Here is a 16,217-nt window from a genome sequence, read left to right on the forward strand (position 1 = left end):
TATGGTCTACCTTTTGGCTTATTACCATAGTATGAATTATAAAATCATTTACTAATTAAGCATTGATTTTGATATAAGTAGAAATGTATTTTTCTAGCAATGTGATCATAAATATGCATTTAGTTTCAACAAGTTCTGGTGATATTTTCTCTTTCCTGTATCAGGGATATTCAACTCTTACTTTCTATTTGCAACAATATCTTGCAAAATACATTTTATAATTAAATAGTTTGTGATTATATTATTTGTTTGATTTATTTTCTATTTAGTAGCCGGAGCTTATCAAAGGTACTAAGCTGATTTTGATTGTTTTTACAAAGTGATACGATCAATGGCTCAATATGCTATGATACTTAAACAAAATTTTTATATTATATTATATCTTATTATATTATAATCTTACTTTCTTAAGGAGATTATAATTAATACTGTTTGTGTATTTTTTGTTTATTATTTTTTAAGGATAAAAGTCTGATGAATATAAAGGAATTAATTATAGTTCAAGCGTTGTCTTGTTCTATGTTATTAGGTGGTTGTACGGTTGCTCCTGGGAGCGGCCTTCCTATTTATAATAAAGAAATAATCAATGATAATGATAGTAACTATGACATTAATAATTTGGTAAATGTTTATCCGGTGACACCGCAGTTAATTGAAAAATTGCGGGTGAATTCTGCTATTGCTCGTCCAAATCCTGAACTAGATAAAGAATTGCAGCAATATGAATATTGTATTGGTGTGGGTGATGTAATCATGGTTACTGTCTGGGATCATCCTGAACTAACAACGCCTGCGGGGCAATATCGCAGTGCTAGTGATACCGGTAACTGGGTACATTCTGATGGAACAATTTTTTACCCATATATTGGCAGATTGTATGTAAAGGGGAAAACAGTTACTCAGGTGCGTACCATGATTACGAATAAGTTATCAAAGTATATCGAATCACCTCAGGTCGATGTCAATGTTGCTGCTTTCCGTTCACAAAAAGCTTATGTAACCGGTGAAGTTGTTAGGTCAGATCAACAGGCTATCACTAATGTTCCTTTAACTGTGATTGATGCGATTAACCATGCCGGCGGTTTGACTGAAAATGCTGACTGGAAGAGAGCTGTTTTAACTCATAAAGGAAAAGAAACAGTCATTTCTCTTCAAGATTTAATGCAAAACGGGGATCTAAAGCAGAATCGTCTGCTCTATTCCGGTGATATTTTATATATTCCTCGTAATGATGATTTGAAAGTGTTTGTTATGGGAGAAGTGAAAAAGCAAAGTACTTTACGTATGGACCGTAGTGGAATGACCTTGACCGAGGCATTAGGTAATGCTGAAGGTATAGATCAATTATCAAGCGATGCCAGTGGCATTTTTGTGATTCGTTCATTGCGCAATACACCTGATAAGAGTGGGAAAATAGCAAATATCTATCAGCTCAATGCGAAGGATGCGACAACGTTAATCTTGGGAACTGAGTTTAATTTGCAACCTTATGATATTGTTTATGTTACCAGTGCACCAATTGTTCGCTGGAATCGGGTTATTAGTCAACTGGTGCCAACAATATCAAGCATTAACAGTTTGACAGAAACAACCAAGTGGATTCGTAAGTGGCCTAATTGATGTTTAATTCTATTTTGATTGTTTGTGTAGGTAACATTTGTCGATCTCCAACAGGAGAGCGTTTATTGAGGCGGTTATTCCCTCAGAAAGAGATTTATTCTGCGGGAATATCAGCTCTGATTGGTAAACCTGCACATGAGCTTTCTAGTAAAGTTGCTGCTAGACATGGATTGTCTCTAGGAGGACATACAGCTCGTCAATTAACCAGTGAGTTATGTCAGCAGTCAAATCTGATTCTGGTTATGGAAAAAAAACATATTGAGGCGGTAAATAGAGTTAACTTGGGAGCAAGAGGGAAGACAATGCTCTTAGGCCATTGGCTAAGTGAAATGGAGATTCCTGATCCTTATAAATCTGATACCGAGGTTTATGAATATGTATATCAATTATTATTTAAAAGCGCTAATAGTTGGTTAGGGAAATTATAACTTATAAGTGTCCTTTGATTTTTGTTTTTTATTTTTTATTACTTCTTAATAAGCAATTATAGGCTTTTTATGACTACATCAGATAAATCAAGTCACACTCATACGGATAGTGATGAAATTGATTTAGGCCGTCTTCTTAGTGCCTTATTCGATTATCGCTGGATTATTGGCGGAGTCACTCTATTATTCACTGTTATTGGTCTTTGTTATGCCTTGATTGCTACACCGGTATACAAAGCGAATGCTTTATTGCAGGTTGAAAAGAAAAGTAGTGCGTTGTCTTTAGTCGGGGACATGACGGATATGCTATCTGGAAGGCCGTCAGATACAGCAGCAGAATTAGAGCTGTTAGTTTCCCGGATGATAATAGGAAAAACAGTAAGAGATTTGGATCTGGATGTTCAGGTTGAAGCTGATTATTTTCCTGTGGTAGGTAAAGGTATTGCTCGTCTTCGTGGTATGCCAAAGCCTAACATTGTTATTAAAAATTTTACTGTATCGTCACATAATATTAACAAGGCTGTGAAAATATATGTTGATGATTCAGAACATTATCGATTGGAATTCGACGGTCAGGTTTTTAACGGGCAAGTTAATAAGGTATTTGATGCTGATGGTATAAATTTGCTTATATCAAATATCTCGGCTCCTCCCGGACAAAGTTTTACATTGGTTAAAAAGGCCCAGTTAAATGTAATTCGTGGGTTGCAACAATCTTTGCGGGTAACGGAGAAAGGAAATAATACCGGTATTATTTCGCTTGAAATAGAAGGTGATGATCGTGCAAGGATAAAACTGATACTTGATAGTATCAGTAAAAATTACTTGCGACAGAATGTGACAAGGAAGACCGAAGAAGCTGAGAGTAGTCTTAATTTCTTAAAGAATCATTTACCTAAAGTTAAAATGGCGCTCAATCGCTCCGAAGAGTTGCTTAATCAATATCGTCAAGCTAATGAATCTATTGATTTATCGCTTGAAGCAAAATCTGCTCTGGAGACATTGGTCCAGATTGAAAAACAGCTTAATGAACTGACTTTCAAAGAAGCTGAGTTACAGCAATTGTATACCAAACAACATCCTGCTTATGTTGCATTGCTTGATAAACGCAAGACTCTGGCTGATACCAAAAAAGAGTTGAATCAGTCAATCAAACGGTTACCTAAAACCCAGCAGGAAATTTTACGCTTGACCAGGGATGTCCAGGTTGGGCAAGAAATTTATGTTCAGTTACTTAATAAACAGCAAGAGCTGAACATTCTAAAAGCCGGGACGGTGGGTAATGTACGTATTATTGATGAAGCTGTTGTAGAATCTTCAGCGATAAAACCGAAAAAGTCTTTGATCATTGCTGTTATGATGATGTTAGGGCTTATATTATCAATTGGATTAGTTTTAGTACGCGTATTGTTCCGCAAAGGAATTGAAAGTCCCGAACAGTTGGAAGAAATAGGGATTTCTGTTTATGCGACTATTCCATTATCGGAGACTCAAACTAAGCTTGAGCAGCAACAGAAAAAGAGACCTTATCATCAGAGATTACGGTTATTAGCGATTCATGACCCTACTGACTTGGCGATTGAAGCATTACGTAGTCTTAGAACAACTTTGCATTTTTCAATGATGGAATCTGCAAATAAAATTATTCTTCTTTCTGGTCCTGCTCCTGAATTGGGAAAATCCTTTATTTCAGTAAACCTTGCAGCAGTATTGGCATTAGGTAATAAAAAAGTTCTTTTAATAGATGCGGATATGAGAAGAGGGCATTTACATAAGGTGTTAGAAAGCCCTCAGTCTCCAGGGCTTTCAGAATATCTGGCTGGTCAGAATCAGATAAAAGAGACTATCACCAGAACTTATCTTACTGAGCTTGATTTTGTTAGTCGAGGTACTATTCCGCCTAATCCGTCAGAGTTGCTCATGCATAGTAGGTTTAAGGAGTTATTATCTTGGGCAGAAGAGCATTATGATTATGTCTTGGTAGATACCCCTCCTATTTTGGCTGTAACTGATGCTGCAATCATTGGAAGATATGCCGGAACTTCATTATTAATTGCTCGTTATTATAAAACGCGGGTTAAAGAAGTTGGTGTTGCTATTCGCCGTTTTGAGCAAAATGGCACGCATATTAAAGGCGTATTGTTAAATGCTGTAGAGAAGAATTCGAGTCTCTATTACGGCGGACATTATCAATACAGTTATAAGGATTGATTTGTTTTTCTCCGGCCTTTAGCCGTAGGTCGGAGAAATTTTATCAATGAAATCTTATTTTTTCTGCTTTTTGACTGTGGATAGGTTTACTCAAGGAAGAGGAAAATTGATTATTTTTCCTTTTATTTTTAAGGGATTGTCTCAGAACATCTACTGAACTTTTTCTGTTGCTATTTTATACCTTTACAGTTGCAGAATGTAACTATAAGATGTATTTATTATGTAACTTAATTTCTGGGGAAATCCAATGAGCGGTCTTGTTTGTTACAAACGAATGCCAATCTGGCAGAAAAATACGATTCCTGAAATGTTCACTCAAAGACATAATACTAAAGAGGGTACTTATGCTTGTCTTGAAATCCTTGAGGGTGAGCTGGAGTTTGTTATTTTCGAGGGTGAACAAGAGGAAACAGAATACTTTAATGTGCAAAAACAGCCTCCCATCATTCAGCCACAAGTTTGGCATAAGATTAAATGGGTGAGTGATGATATAAAATGCCAGCTCTCTTTTTTATGTGAACCGCAATATCTGTTTTATAAACAAAATAATCTGTCATTGCCTCACTCTGAAATTAGATATTTGGTAGATATTCTTTCTCCATGTAAGACATTAGATCTGGGATCGGGTCGAGGCCGGAATACTTTCTATCTGGCCGAAAAAGGTTATGATGTTATGGCAATGGATATTAGCCAACAGCATATTGACGCAATTAATTTTATTAAAGAGAAAGAACAGCTGAAAAATATCCGTGCCTCTGTTTATGATATCAATTTGCACAATATTAAAGAGAAATATGATTTAATCATTTCAACTGTGGTGCTGATGTTCCTGCAAAGGGAAAAGATCGCTGATATTATTCTCAATATGCAGGAACAAACGAATGAAAGTGGTGTTAATCTGATTGTGTGTCCGATTAAAACAGATTCTGCACCATATTCATTACTGCCATTTAAATGTTTTCTGGAATCAGGGGAATTGAAAAGTTATTATTCTGACTGGGAAATTATTAAATATAATGAAGACCCAGGATATCTTCATAAAACTGATGAACATGGCAACAGAATAAAATTAAATTTTGCTACGCTTATTGCCAGAAAGCAGTAAAATATTTTAGATGGGCTATTAATTCTATGTTGATAGCATCAGGCAACTTAATGGGTTATTGATTTATTTTCTGAGTTGTAATTTTGGATATATGTTCTATCCTGCTGGTATTCTAGTTTTCATTATTAAAAGTTAATATACCCTTCATCCTTCAAGTTGCTATTTTGTTGGCTGCTTTCACTTACCCCAGTCACATCGTTATCTATGCTTCTGGGGATGCGTTCTCTTGCCGCCGCTCTGCAAATTGAAATCTATTGGGTATAGCAGGTTTGCATAATTTCGTTATATCTCTGCTGGTCTTGGTACATTTGTGGAGGACTGTTCAACAAAACCAGCTCTTGGATGAAATTGTTGGATAGGACGCACAGAGAATGCATGTCGTTTACCGTGTTGATCAAAAATCGCAGTACGAACACTGGCTGAACCAACATCAACACCAATGAAATATTGTTGTTCCATCATGTGATCCTCCACCCATTCGTTAACTTGAGCTGACAAAATGAGTTGAACAGAACAATAATACAATGGGGTTGTTTAATTATTGTGAAGCGGCTCGAGAAAGATTTGGTAATTTTATGGTTATAAAAGAATATTACATATATTTTTCTATTTCTCTCCAGATTGGCGTAATGAAATTTGTTTTAGGGAAGGGCAGGTTTAAGCGAGAAAATATAATAGACAGAGTAAGAAAGATGTTTTCAGAAAAATCGTTGATAATTTCTGTTGAGTTATTAGTTAATCAATACTCTTTTAAAAAGAGTATTGATTAATAAAAAAATCAAATGGGACGAATGGTTTTTTAATTAACAATGTTAAATATATCAGTAAATTGTTTGGATGAAGAAAAGAGTAGCTTAAGCGTAAATATTTTGTGATAAGTCTGGGGCAACAAATTTTGAATATCTTATCTTAAAATTGTATCAAGTGATATTACTCACAAGTATCAAATCTTTTTCCGTTTTTACGAAACTTTTTCTCGCATATTTTCTATAAATATTCTTTATTTAAATTGATGCATATATGTTGTTATTTTGTTGCGAAATATTCGAGGGAATATATGGAATTAGTCACAGAATGGTTGAATGCCATTAACGGGGTTGTGTTGGGAGTACCGATGCTGGTTGGTCTTCTGGGGGTTGGGCTCTTTATGCAGATCCGCCTTTCTTTACTGCCTATACGCAAATTGGGGACGGGTTTTAAGTTACTGTTTGAACGTAATCATCAGAGAGGAGAAGGTCAGATATCGCCTTTTAACGCACTGATGACTGCGCTTTCAGCCACCATTGGTACAGGTAATATAGCCGGCGTTGCTACCGCAGTTGTGTTGGGTGGGCCGGGGGCGCTGTTCTGGATGTGGATCACTGCATTAGTCGGCATGGCGACTAAATATTCAGAGGCTGTGCTGGCAGTCCGTTTCCGTGAGATTGACAAAAATGGTCACTATGTTGGTGGCCCTATGTATTACATAAAAAATGGTCTGGGTGAAAAATGGGTCTGGCTGGGAACGCTATTTGCGATATTTGGTAGTCTCGCTTGTTTCGGTATTGGTAATACCGTGCAAGCGAATTCTGTTGCTGATGTACTGCAAAGTAATTTCGGTGTTTCTACCATGGTAACTGCCGTAATACTGGCGTTTCTGGTTGGTGCAGTACTTATTGGTGGTATTACACGTATTGCTGATGTGGCAGGTAAATTAGTGCCATTTATGACAGTTGCTTACTTGGTTGCTGGAATTGTTGTTTTGGGTGTGAATTTCAGTGAAATTCCCGCTGCGTTTGCCTTGATTGTTAAATCTGCATTTACCCCCGTTGCTGCTCAAGGTGGTTTTGCTGGTGCCGCAGTATGGGCCGCGATTCGTTTTGGTGTGGCTCGAGGCATTTTTTCTAATGAAGCGGGGCTGGGAAGTGCTCCGATTGCTCATGCAACCGCAAAAACGCAAAATCCGGTTCGTCAGGGATTGATAGCTATGCTCGGTACTTTTATCGACACCATTATTGTTTGTTCTATTACTGGCTTAACTATCGTTATTACGGGTGGTTGGTTGACTGGTCAGACTGGTGCGACACTGACCGCAACTTCTTTCTCAGCAGCGATTCCTGGTGGGAATTATATTGTCGCGGGTGCACTGGTAATATTTGCCTTCACCACCATTCTTGGATGGAGTTTCTATGGTGAAAAATGTATTCAGTATTTGTTTGGGCAAAAAGCAATTACCCCTTTTCGTGTGGTATGGATTATAGCTTTGATGGTAGGTGCCACTCAGTCGTTGGATTTTGTTTGGTTACTGGCCGATACATTGAATGCAATGATGGCGATACCAAACCTGATTGCATTGGCATTATTAAGCCCAGTTGTTTATCGGCTGACAAAAGAACATATTAAAGATGTAAATTCGGATGGTGTTGATATTAAAGAAAAGAATTGAATAAAAGCCTTCCAGATGGAAGGCTTTCTTAATCACTAGATGAAACTAATTTTATTCTTCACTAGTTTTAATATAGATGTTTTTGACCTGAGTATAAGAATCCAGCATCATTTTATGTGTTTCTCTTCCAAGGCCGGATTTTTTGTAGCCGCCAAATGGTGCGTGAGCAGGGAGTTCATGGTAGGTATTGATCCACATACGACCCGTTCTAACAGCTTTGGAAACACGTAATGCGCGGTCGATATCTTGTGTCCAGACAGCACCACCAAGCCCATAATCAGAATCATTTGCCATACTGATCACGTCTTCTTCTGTGCTGAATGGGATGACTGTCAATACAGGACCAAAGATTTCTTCGCGTGCTACTTGCATTTCATTAGTTGCATTGATAATGATGGTTGGTTGAATAAAGAAGCCATCATCATAACCTTCACCAGTAATCCGTTTGCCACCCGTTAAGATAGTCGCTCCCTCTTTTTTAGCAATATCAACATATGAGAGAATTTTTTCCATTTGTTCCTGGCTGATTTGGCTCCCCATCTGTGTTTCTTTTTCCAATGGATCACCAACCTGGACAGATTCAAATTCTATTTTCAGGGACTTAAGGAATTCATCATGAATATCTTTATGTAGGAATAACCGAGAACCTGATTCACACGCCTGCCCTTGATTCAACAGAATCGCTTTGGCAGCATATTTTACTGCTTTCTTCATGTTGGCATCAGGGAAGATTATATTGGCCGATTTACCACCAAGTTCCAGTGTCGCAGGGATAAGCTTTTTGGCTGCGGCTTCGGCTACAGTATAACCAACTCGAGTGGAACCGGTGAATGCCACTTTCTCGATGTCTTTATGGTCAAGAATTGCTTGACCTACGATTGAACCACGGCCTGTAACGATATTAACCACGCCAGCTGGCAGGACTTGATTCAATATCCGACCTAATTCAAGCAGTGTTATTGGGGTCAATGTTGCCGGATTAATAACAATCGTGTTACCCGCTGCAAGAGCAGGAGCCAGTTTCCATGCCGCCATCAGTAACGGGAAATTCCAGGGAATTACCTGTCCGACAACACCAATGGGTTCACGGAGCACTAGGCTAAGTGTATTGGTATCCAGAACTGAAGCTTCATCGGTATGGGCGCGGATCACACCCGCAAAGTAGCGGAAATGGTCAATGCAGGCGGGTAGATCCATATACCGGGATTCATTTAATGGTTTGCCGTTATCCAGTGATTCAAGAATGGCAAAACGTTCTAGTTCTGCTTCCAGTAAGTCAGCAATTTTCAGTAAAGCTGATTGCCTTTCGATTGCGGAGGTTTGACTCCATGCGGTGAAGGCTTTTTTTGCGGCCCTGACAGCAAGATCAACATCCTCGGCATTACCGGATGCATATTCAGTCAGTAATTCTCCTGTCGTTGGGTTATAACTTTTGCTTGTTTCTTTGGATACACTATCTACCCATTGTCCACCGATAAGCATTTTGTAGGATTCAACGGGTAACATCTCTTTAGCGATATCATGTAATCGTTTCATTAACATACTCCGGGTACTTTGGTTTAAGAATCGTTACGTTTACTGCCTTGTATCAATTATGTCTATTGGGAAAGGGTATTAATTGATAGTCTTAATATATACCCTTCATCCTTCAAATTGCTGCTTTGTTGGCTGCTTTCACTTACCCCAGTCACAGAGTTATCTATGCTCCTGGGGATGCGTTCACTTGCCGCCGCGCTGCAATTTGAAATCTATTGGGTATAGTTTCAATATGTGAATGTATCTTTGATTTATAATTTATTATCTAATCAAATGTTGCTTGTTATGTTTTGTTATTTTTTAGCACCAACATAGTAGAGTACAAAATAATGGATGTCTATTAGCGTGTTATATAAAATATTATGTATATTAACGAATGGAAATTATAAATAAAGGGTGGGATAAATATCCGTTGGAATATTCCAACGGATTAAGAATAAATATTATTTTGCTGTAACCCAGAATACCCCGTTACCATCAAGGGCAGTAAAAGTTTTATGCAGATATATGCTGTCGGCTTGTGGGTCGATATCTTCGAACAGCTCTGGATGTAAAAATTTAGCTATAACTTCAACTGCAATGATGTTAAAGGGGGTATCGTAATATTGGTGATACAGTGCTATTACCCGCTTTTCGCGAAATGCTCTTAATACGCTCAATTTTGGTCGTGTCAGTAATTTTTCCAGTCGTTCCTGTGACTGTTTCAAATTGCCGGTATAACCCAATGGCACAGAAAGGCTTTCAGGGAGAACTTTATCCCAATCTGCGGTGGTCATCAGATAAAATTCAGGATTACTGACAATTAATTGTTCTTCACTTACTTCACCACCCATACCTGAGAACCAGTGAGCACCAAGGTTATCACCCCCGGCAGCAGTAACAAATTCACTAAAATTTCCACTACCAAAAGTCTGACAGCAATGTTCTGTGCCAGGCATTCCTGCATGTCGTTCAATAAATACCGGAGGGCGTTGTTCTTTGCCCAGTGTACCGATTCGTTTATTAATGGTTTGCATCTTATCTTGATAAAACTTAATGAATTTCTGTGCATTTTCTTCTTCGCCAAATACTTTCCCAAGCAAAATCATACTCGGAATGGTATTTGTCAGCGGATATTGACGGAAATCGATAAAAATAACTGGGATATTCGCTTTCTCAAGTAAAGTCATGGTTCCACTATCATTGAGTTTGGATTGAAGGCCAATATCAAAAATAACTAAATCGGGTTTATGAGTTAACGCTTTTTCAACGCTGAAATCGTTTTGATAAGGATTAGGAAATACGGGAATGTCCCATAACTGTGGGAAACTTTGCTCATAAGCCGTTGCCAAGTCTGGGGATTTGATTTCTAATGCATTATCCCAAGCGATAATGCCTTTAAGAGGATTATCAGGATGAAGAATATTCAACGCGATTAATACCCGGCTGTCAGCCAGCATAACCCTACTGACTGGTGCATCAACTTTAACTTTCCGGCCAGCAACATCCTTGACCGTAATTTCTTTTGCCTGAGCAAAGATAGGCAATAATATCAACATGGTAGTCAGCAAGTATTTTGCAGTGCGGGGGATGACTGACATTGTTTCTCCTTTGATTTAAGTTTCATATGCAGATTTTCAAAGCGATATTCTGTATCAGAGATTCATGAATGCTGGAATATAGGGTGTTCTTGGTTAATTAATTAGAATAATTAATGTAATCGGTCATCTGATTAGGTCCATATCTGTTTACAATAAACTTAAAATGATAATGATAACGATTTATATTAATCAAATAATTTTAGTGGCTCTGGTAAATAATATTTTTATTTTTCATAATTTTTAATTGATAACAATGAGTTAAGTAGTGGTTGTTATAAGTACCGCTATTTACCAAAATTGCGTCAGATCAAACAAAAGTTAAGTTGTAAATAAAATGCCTTTTTAACAACGGGAAAAGTTGTAATCTTATATATGTATATTAAATGCAACTTATAAGGAGCACATTATGTTTTGTGTGCAATGTGAACAAACAATCCGAACTCCCGCAGGTAATGGTTGTAATTACGCGCAAGGAATGTGTGGTAAAACGGCTGAAACTTCTGACTTACAGGATTTACTGGTTGCTGTTTTGCAAGGGCTTTCTGCTTGGGCAATAGCAGCGCGGAAATTGGGCATTGTGGATCATGATGTTGACAGTTTTGCTCCGCGAGCATTTTTTTCCACATTGACTAATGTTAACTTCGATTCTCAGCGGATTATCGGTTATGTCAAAGAAGCTATTTATCTGCGGGAGTCTCTGGCAAGTTGCTGTCGTCAGGCTAGTTCCGTAATAACTGTCGATCATCCTATGGCTGTGTTGCAATTGGCAGGAGAAGATATTCCATCTTTACAGAAACAAGCTGGGAAGTTCGCTCTTAACAGTGATAAAGCTAAGGTTGGTGATGATATTCATGGCCTTCGTATGCTTTGTCTGTATGGATTGAAAGGTGCAGCGGCTTATATGGAGCATGCGCATGTGCTTGGGCAGTATAATGATGAAATTTACGCTCAATATCATACGATTATGGCCTGGCTGGGGACTAATCCTGACAATATGGCCGAATTGCTAGATAACGCAATGGCAATCGGTCAAATGAATTTCAGTATTATGGCGATGCTGGATAAAGGTGAAACGCAAGCTTATGGTGATCCGCAGCCTGTATCTGTCAATGTGCGTCCGGTTGCAGGCAAATCTATTCTGATTTCAGGTCATGACCTGAAAGACTTGCATATGTTGTTACAGCAAACGGAAGGAACTGGGGTAAATGTTTATACTCATGGTGAAATGTTGCCCGCTCACGGTTATCCTGAACTAAAAAAATATCCTCATTTGGTAGGGAATTACGGTAGTGGCTGGCAAAACCAGCAGATTGAATTTGCCAAATTTCCTGGTCCAATTGTCATGACTTCTAATTGTATTATTGACCCGAATGTTGGGAATTACCGTGATCGTATTTGGACCCGCAGTATTGTAGGTTGGCCGAGTGTTAATCATCTGGATGGTGATGATTTCAGTGCTGTAATTGAACAGGCAAAGTTTATGAATGGCTTTCCTTACAGCGAAGTAGAACATCTGATTACGGTTGGATTTGGCCGTCAGACACTTCTTAATGTGGCTGATACTGTTATTGATCTGGTTATTCGAAAGAAATTACGTCATGTTTTTCTCGTTGGTGGATGTGATGGGAGCCGAGGAGAACGTAGTTATTACACAGAGTTTGCCCGTAATGTTCCGCAGGATTGCCTGATCATGACTCTGGCTTGTGGTAAATATCGTTTTAATAAACTCGATTTCGGTATGTTGGAAGGTTTACCCCGTTTGCTTGATGTAGGGCAGTGTAACGATGCTTATTCAGCGGTTATGTTAGCTGTGCATTTGGCTGAAAAATTGGGATGCGGAGTGAATGATTTACCGCTGAGTCTGGTGCTGTCATGGTTTGAACAGAAAGCGATCGTGATTTTGCTGACTCTGCTTTCTCTTGGTGTGAAAAATATTTATACCGGTCCAACGGCACCTGCATTTTTGACAGATAATTTACTGGCGATACTTAGCGAAAAATTTGGTATGCGTTCAATCACCACAGTTGAGCAAGATTTACAGGATATTCTTTCAGCTTGAGGAAATATTGTCAGATGGAAGTTATGTCAATCTCTGACAGGGAGAAATCGTTATGACCATGTCAACTTCACTTTGCCCTAACTGTATGCAAGTACATTCTATCCGGCAGGAAACATCGGATGTCTGGACAATCTTTTTGATTAATCACGATTTTTATCCTTATCAGCCAGGGCAATTTGCGCTGGTAAGCATTGATGGAAGCAATGAAGTTTTACGAGCTTACACATTATCTTCTTCGCCAGGATTGAGCCGTTTTATTTCAATTACGGTCAGGCGATTAGAGCAGGGTGTTGGCTCGGTTTGGCTGACAACAAAAGTGAAACCCGGTGATTATCTGTGGTTATCCGATGCTCAGGGTGAATTTACCTGTGCTAACTATATTGATAATCACTATCTGATGCTGGCTGCGGGATGTGGTGTGACGCCGGTTATGTCTATGTGCCGTTGGTTGTTGCATCATCGTCCACAAGCAGATATGAAGGTGATTTTTAATGTGCGGGACAGCCAGCAGGTGATATTTGCTGATGAGTGGCGGCAATTAGTTGTTCGTTATCCATCACAATTGCAATTCATCATAATGGTTGAACAACCGGAAAAGGGTAGTCTTAACAATGGTAGGTTAACTGAAGAAAAACTGGCTACGCTTGTTCCTGATATTAGTTGTCGGACAGTCATGGCGTGTGGACCCGCGCCTTATATGAAAAATGCTCGTGAATTTTGCTATGGTCTTGGGGTGGCAGAAAATCGCTTTTTTATGGAGCGATTTTTTGCAGAGCCAGAACAATCTGATAAGAGTCATTTGACTATGGCTTTAAACCAGTCAGTTTCCAGGTTCAAAGTACCGGTAGGAATAACTTTGCTAGCGGCAATGGAAAATAACTATATTCCGGTGATGGCCGCGTGCCGGGCAGGTGTTTGTGGCAGTTGTAAGACTCGGGTGATCAGTGGTGAATATACAACCCGCAGTACAATGACATTAACGGCTAATGAAATAGCAAACGGTTATGTTCTGGCATGCAGTTGCCAATTATGGGGAGATGTTGTTCTGGAATAGAATAAAAAATTTCATTTTATACCCAATAGATTTCAAGTTGCAGGGCGGTGGCAAGTGAACTCCTCCCCAAGAGCATAGATAACGATGTGACTGGGGTAAGTGAACGTAGCCAACAAAGCAGCAGCTTGAAAGATGAAGGGTATATACCTATTCTTTGCTAATTTGGCTAATTATAAACGGTTTATTGTTTTCGCTTCTGTTATTATTCCCTTGTTTAATATTCTTCGGGGGATGAGTATGAAAAAATTGTTAGCAATTTGTTTGTTGGGATTTGTATTAGCTGGCTGTGATAACCAACCTAAAATTGATGCTTCTAATGAAATTGCTCTGAAAACATCCATTGATAAGATAAGGGATGTGCTACCAGATGATAAAAGAGCTAAGTTTGATGAATCAATTCAGGTAGCTATGTTTAATAGTATCGATTTCAATGAACTGGTTAAATCAGGTGTTAATAGCGATATAAAAGAATTAAAACAAAAGTTTTATAAGTCACTGGATGGTAAAACAGCTGACCAACTGATTGCTGAAGCTGAAAAAATTGAAGCTAAGAAATCAGAAAATGAGTAACATCTTCATAGGATTATGTGCATTAAACGGTATGAGATAGAAATCTATGCCGTTTTTTTATTATCATTAGTAATTTAAACAGAATTTAAACAAGTTATCTTATGATTTTGAATTATTATAAATTTTGTTTATAATACGAGCCGCATTTTAAGTGCAGTATCTCGTTAGGCGAGGCTCCTATACAAACACAGGTTGCTGATCTGACGACGTCGAGAGACGCCCAAGATTAGGACAGGATATATCGAACCAAGGTATATCCCCATGTAACTTCCTGATAAATCAGGATACGTTGTATAGTGCTAAAACTGAGACGTGGAGATAGCTGTTGCATTCTCTCATCTGGTTTCGCCCCTATGTGAGTGCTGTTTGAAGTTCACAACAGTAATAGGGACCAACATCATGAAAGTTACATCCCATGAAAAAATGGATCTATTAGCTATTGCTAGTAACCATTCCATTAATGAAAAAAATGTTGATCAGCAGCAGAAGCATCAATTGAAACATGAAGATGCAACTGTCAGTGCATATATGAGTCAATGTTTTATTTCTGTATCCGTTGCTGATTCTGTTTTATCGGCAAAAGGTAATCTGATTAATCAACTTGAGGGAGAACAGATCCCGACGTATTTATATGTCATTGATGATGAAGGTTATCTGAATGGCATATTGCCGGTGAAGGTGTTATTAACCGCAGCCGATGATTTATTTGTGTCAGATATTATGAGGCAAAGCTACTTTTCTGTATCACCGGAGCAGCCGCGTCATGATGTTTATAGTCTGATAAATCACAGCGGTATGGATAGTGTACCGGTTATTCATTTTGGCAAATTAGTTGGCGTACTACGACCGCAGGATATTGCTGAACTAATCGAAGATGAAAATACGTTGGATGCTCATTTACAGGGGGCGACTTTGCCTCTGGATGAACCTTATCTGAGTACCAGCCCAATAACATTATGGCGTAAGCGCGCTGGTTGGTTATTGCTGCTGTTTGTCGCAGAAGCCTATACTGGGACTGTACTTAAAGCGTTTGAAGAGCAACTAGAAGCGGCAATTTCTCTAGCATTTTTCATCCCGTTATTGATAGGTACGGGAGGCAACAGCGGTACACAGATCACTTCAACGTTGGTCAGAGCAATGGCGTTGGGGGAAGTGAGCTTGCGTAATCTGTGGGCTGTGTTACGTAAAGAGGTTTCCACTTCGTTTTTAGTGGCGATGACGATTGGTTCTGTTGCGCTCATCCGAGCCTGGATATTAGGTGTAGGAATTGAAGTGACGATTGTTGTCAGTTTGACCATCATTGCAATTACCGTCTGGAGTGCCATTGTTTCTTCCATTATTCCGATGGTATTGAAAAGGCTTTCTATTGATCCGGCTGTTGTATCTGCTCCTTTTATTGCCACGCTTATTGATGGTACTGGTTTGATTATCTATTTTGAAATAGCTAAGTTGGTGATGACAGAGCTCGTTTAAAATTATCAATAAGGTACCCATATTAATTGGGTATCTTATTGACTGGATAAGAGCTTATTTTATATACCCTTCATCCTTCAAGTTGCTGCTTTGTTGGCTGCGTTCACTTGCCGCTGCGCTGCAAATTGAAATCTATTGGGTATATATCCATCTGTA

At 38.7% G+C, this 16,217-nt stretch carries 12 protein-coding genes and 1 riboswitch; of the genes, 9 read left to right on the plus strand and 3 right to left on the minus strand.

What is annotated here, in order from left to right:
* Positions 1 to 474: 474 nt before the first annotated feature.
* From EAE89_RS11330 to tehB, 4 genes are all read left to right on the plus strand, one after another.
* A complete protein-coding gene (locus tag EAE89_RS11330; RefSeq protein WP_054480619.1) occupies positions 475 to 1,620 on the plus strand; it encodes a polysaccharide export protein in 1,146 nt (381 codons plus the stop codon).
* On the plus strand, positions 1,620 to 2,048 hold the full coding sequence (locus tag EAE89_RS11335; RefSeq protein ID WP_054480621.1) for an arsenate reductase/protein-tyrosine-phosphatase family protein: 429 nt from the start codon (positions 1,620 to 1,622) through the stop codon (positions 2,046 to 2,048). The genes EAE89_RS11330 and EAE89_RS11335 overlap by 1 nt, the downstream gene beginning before the upstream one ends.
* Positions 2,049 to 2,117: 69 nt before the next feature.
* Complete coding sequence (locus EAE89_RS11340; RefSeq protein WP_214085865.1) at positions 2,118 to 4,259, plus strand: polysaccharide biosynthesis tyrosine autokinase; 2,142 nt, start codon at positions 2,118 to 2,120, stop codon at positions 4,257 to 4,259.
* A 247-nt stretch (positions 4,260 to 4,506) separates the two neighbouring features.
* Positions 4,507 to 5,364, plus strand: coding sequence for an SAM-dependent methyltransferase TehB (gene tehB, locus EAE89_RS11345; protein ID WP_149616245.1), 858 nt, complete (start codon positions 4,507 to 4,509; stop codon positions 5,362 to 5,364).
* Positions 5,365 to 5,646: 282 nt separating this feature from the next.
* Here tehB and EAE89_RS11350 read toward each other — a convergent pair whose 3' ends face one another.
* Positions 5,647 to 5,826, minus strand: a complete 180-nt coding sequence (locus tag EAE89_RS11350; RefSeq protein WP_054480627.1) for a hypothetical protein — start codon at positions 5,824 to 5,826, stop codon at positions 5,647 to 5,649.
* Between the two features lie 595 nt (positions 5,827 to 6,421).
* Between EAE89_RS11350 and EAE89_RS11355 the strand changes: the two genes are divergently transcribed.
* A complete protein-coding gene (locus tag EAE89_RS11355; protein WP_054480634.1) occupies positions 6,422 to 7,789 on the plus strand; it encodes an alanine/glycine:cation symporter family protein in 1,368 nt (455 codons plus the stop codon).
* A gap of 51 nt (positions 7,790 to 7,840) precedes the next feature.
* Here the strand turns inward: EAE89_RS11355 and EAE89_RS11360 are convergent, their stop codons facing one another.
* Together EAE89_RS11360 and EAE89_RS11365 are read right to left on the minus strand one after the other, a co-directional pair.
* Positions 7,841 to 9,325 (minus strand): aldehyde dehydrogenase family protein, encoded by a 1,485-nt coding sequence (locus EAE89_RS11360; RefSeq protein ID WP_149616246.1) that lies wholly within the window; start codon positions 9,323 to 9,325, stop codon positions 7,841 to 7,843.
* A 443-nt stretch (positions 9,326 to 9,768) separates the two neighbouring features.
* Complete coding sequence (locus EAE89_RS11365; protein ID WP_054480638.1) at positions 9,769 to 10,905, minus strand: ABC transporter substrate-binding protein; 1,137 nt, start codon at positions 10,903 to 10,905, stop codon at positions 9,769 to 9,771.
* A gap of 406 nt (positions 10,906 to 11,311) precedes the next feature.
* Between EAE89_RS11365 and hcp the strand changes: the two genes are divergently transcribed.
* The 4 genes from hcp to EAE89_RS11385 all read left to right on the plus strand — a co-directional run bounded on the left by hcp (position 11,312) and on the right by EAE89_RS11385 (position 16,061).
* Positions 11,312 to 12,964: a hydroxylamine reductase gene (gene hcp, locus EAE89_RS11370; protein ID WP_054480145.1), complete on the plus strand. Its 1,653-nt coding sequence runs from the start codon at positions 11,312 to 11,314 to the stop codon at positions 12,962 to 12,964.
* Positions 12,965 to 13,016: 52 nt separating this feature from the next.
* A complete protein-coding gene (gene hcr / locus EAE89_RS11375; RefSeq protein ID WP_214085866.1) occupies positions 13,017 to 14,018 on the plus strand; it encodes an NADH oxidoreductase in 1,002 nt (333 codons plus the stop codon).
* Between the two features lie 237 nt (positions 14,019 to 14,255).
* Entirely contained in the window at positions 14,256 to 14,588 is a 333-nt protein-coding gene (locus tag EAE89_RS11380; RefSeq protein ID WP_172908445.1) for a DUF6694 family lipoprotein, read from the plus strand.
* A gap of 153 nt (positions 14,589 to 14,741) precedes the next feature.
* Positions 14,742 to 14,913, plus strand: a riboswitch (M-box (ykoK) riboswitch).
* Positions 14,914 to 14,987: 74 nt separating this feature from the next.
* Positions 14,988 to 16,061: a magnesium transporter gene (locus tag EAE89_RS11385; protein WP_054480147.1), complete on the plus strand. Its 1,074-nt coding sequence runs from the start codon at positions 14,988 to 14,990 to the stop codon at positions 16,059 to 16,061.
* Positions 16,062 to 16,217 lie beyond the last annotated feature (156 nt).

Source organism: Photorhabdus heterorhabditis, from assembly GCF_018448905.1.
In the GTDB taxonomy this organism is placed as follows: domain Bacteria; phylum Pseudomonadota; class Gammaproteobacteria; order Enterobacterales; family Enterobacteriaceae; genus Photorhabdus; species Photorhabdus heterorhabditis.

Coding starts and splice junctions, on each gene's coding strand:
- EAE89_RS11330 (WP_054480619.1), top strand. CDS start 475: ATGAATATAAAGGAATTAATTATAGTTCAAGCGTTGTCTTGTTCTATG.
- EAE89_RS11335 (WP_054480621.1), top strand. CDS start 1,620: ATGTTTAATTCTATTTTGATTGTTTGTGTAGGTAACATTTGTCGATCT.
- EAE89_RS11340 (WP_214085865.1), top strand. CDS start 2,118: ATGACTACATCAGATAAATCAAGTCACACTCATACGGATAGTGATGAA.
- tehB (WP_149616245.1), top strand. CDS start 4,507: ATGAGCGGTCTTGTTTGTTACAAACGAATGCCAATCTGGCAGAAAAAT.
- EAE89_RS11350 (WP_054480627.1), bottom strand. CDS start 5,826: ATGATGGAACAACAATATTTCATTGGTGTTGATGTTGGTTCAGCCAGT.
- EAE89_RS11355 (WP_054480634.1), top strand. CDS start 6,422: ATGGAATTAGTCACAGAATGGTTGAATGCCATTAACGGGGTTGTGTTG.
- EAE89_RS11360 (WP_149616246.1), bottom strand. CDS start 9,325: ATGAAACGATTACATGATATCGCTAAAGAGATGTTACCCGTTGAATCC.
- EAE89_RS11365 (WP_054480638.1), bottom strand. CDS start 10,905: ATGTCAGTCATCCCCCGCACTGCAAAATACTTGCTGACTACCATGTTG.
- hcp (WP_054480145.1), top strand. CDS start 11,312: ATGTTTTGTGTGCAATGTGAACAAACAATCCGAACTCCCGCAGGTAAT.
- hcr (WP_214085866.1), top strand. CDS start 13,017: ATGACCATGTCAACTTCACTTTGCCCTAACTGTATGCAAGTACATTCT.
- EAE89_RS11380 (WP_172908445.1), top strand. CDS start 14,256: ATGAAAAAATTGTTAGCAATTTGTTTGTTGGGATTTGTATTAGCTGGC.
- EAE89_RS11385 (WP_054480147.1), top strand. CDS start 14,988: ATGAAAGTTACATCCCATGAAAAAATGGATCTATTAGCTATTGCTAGT.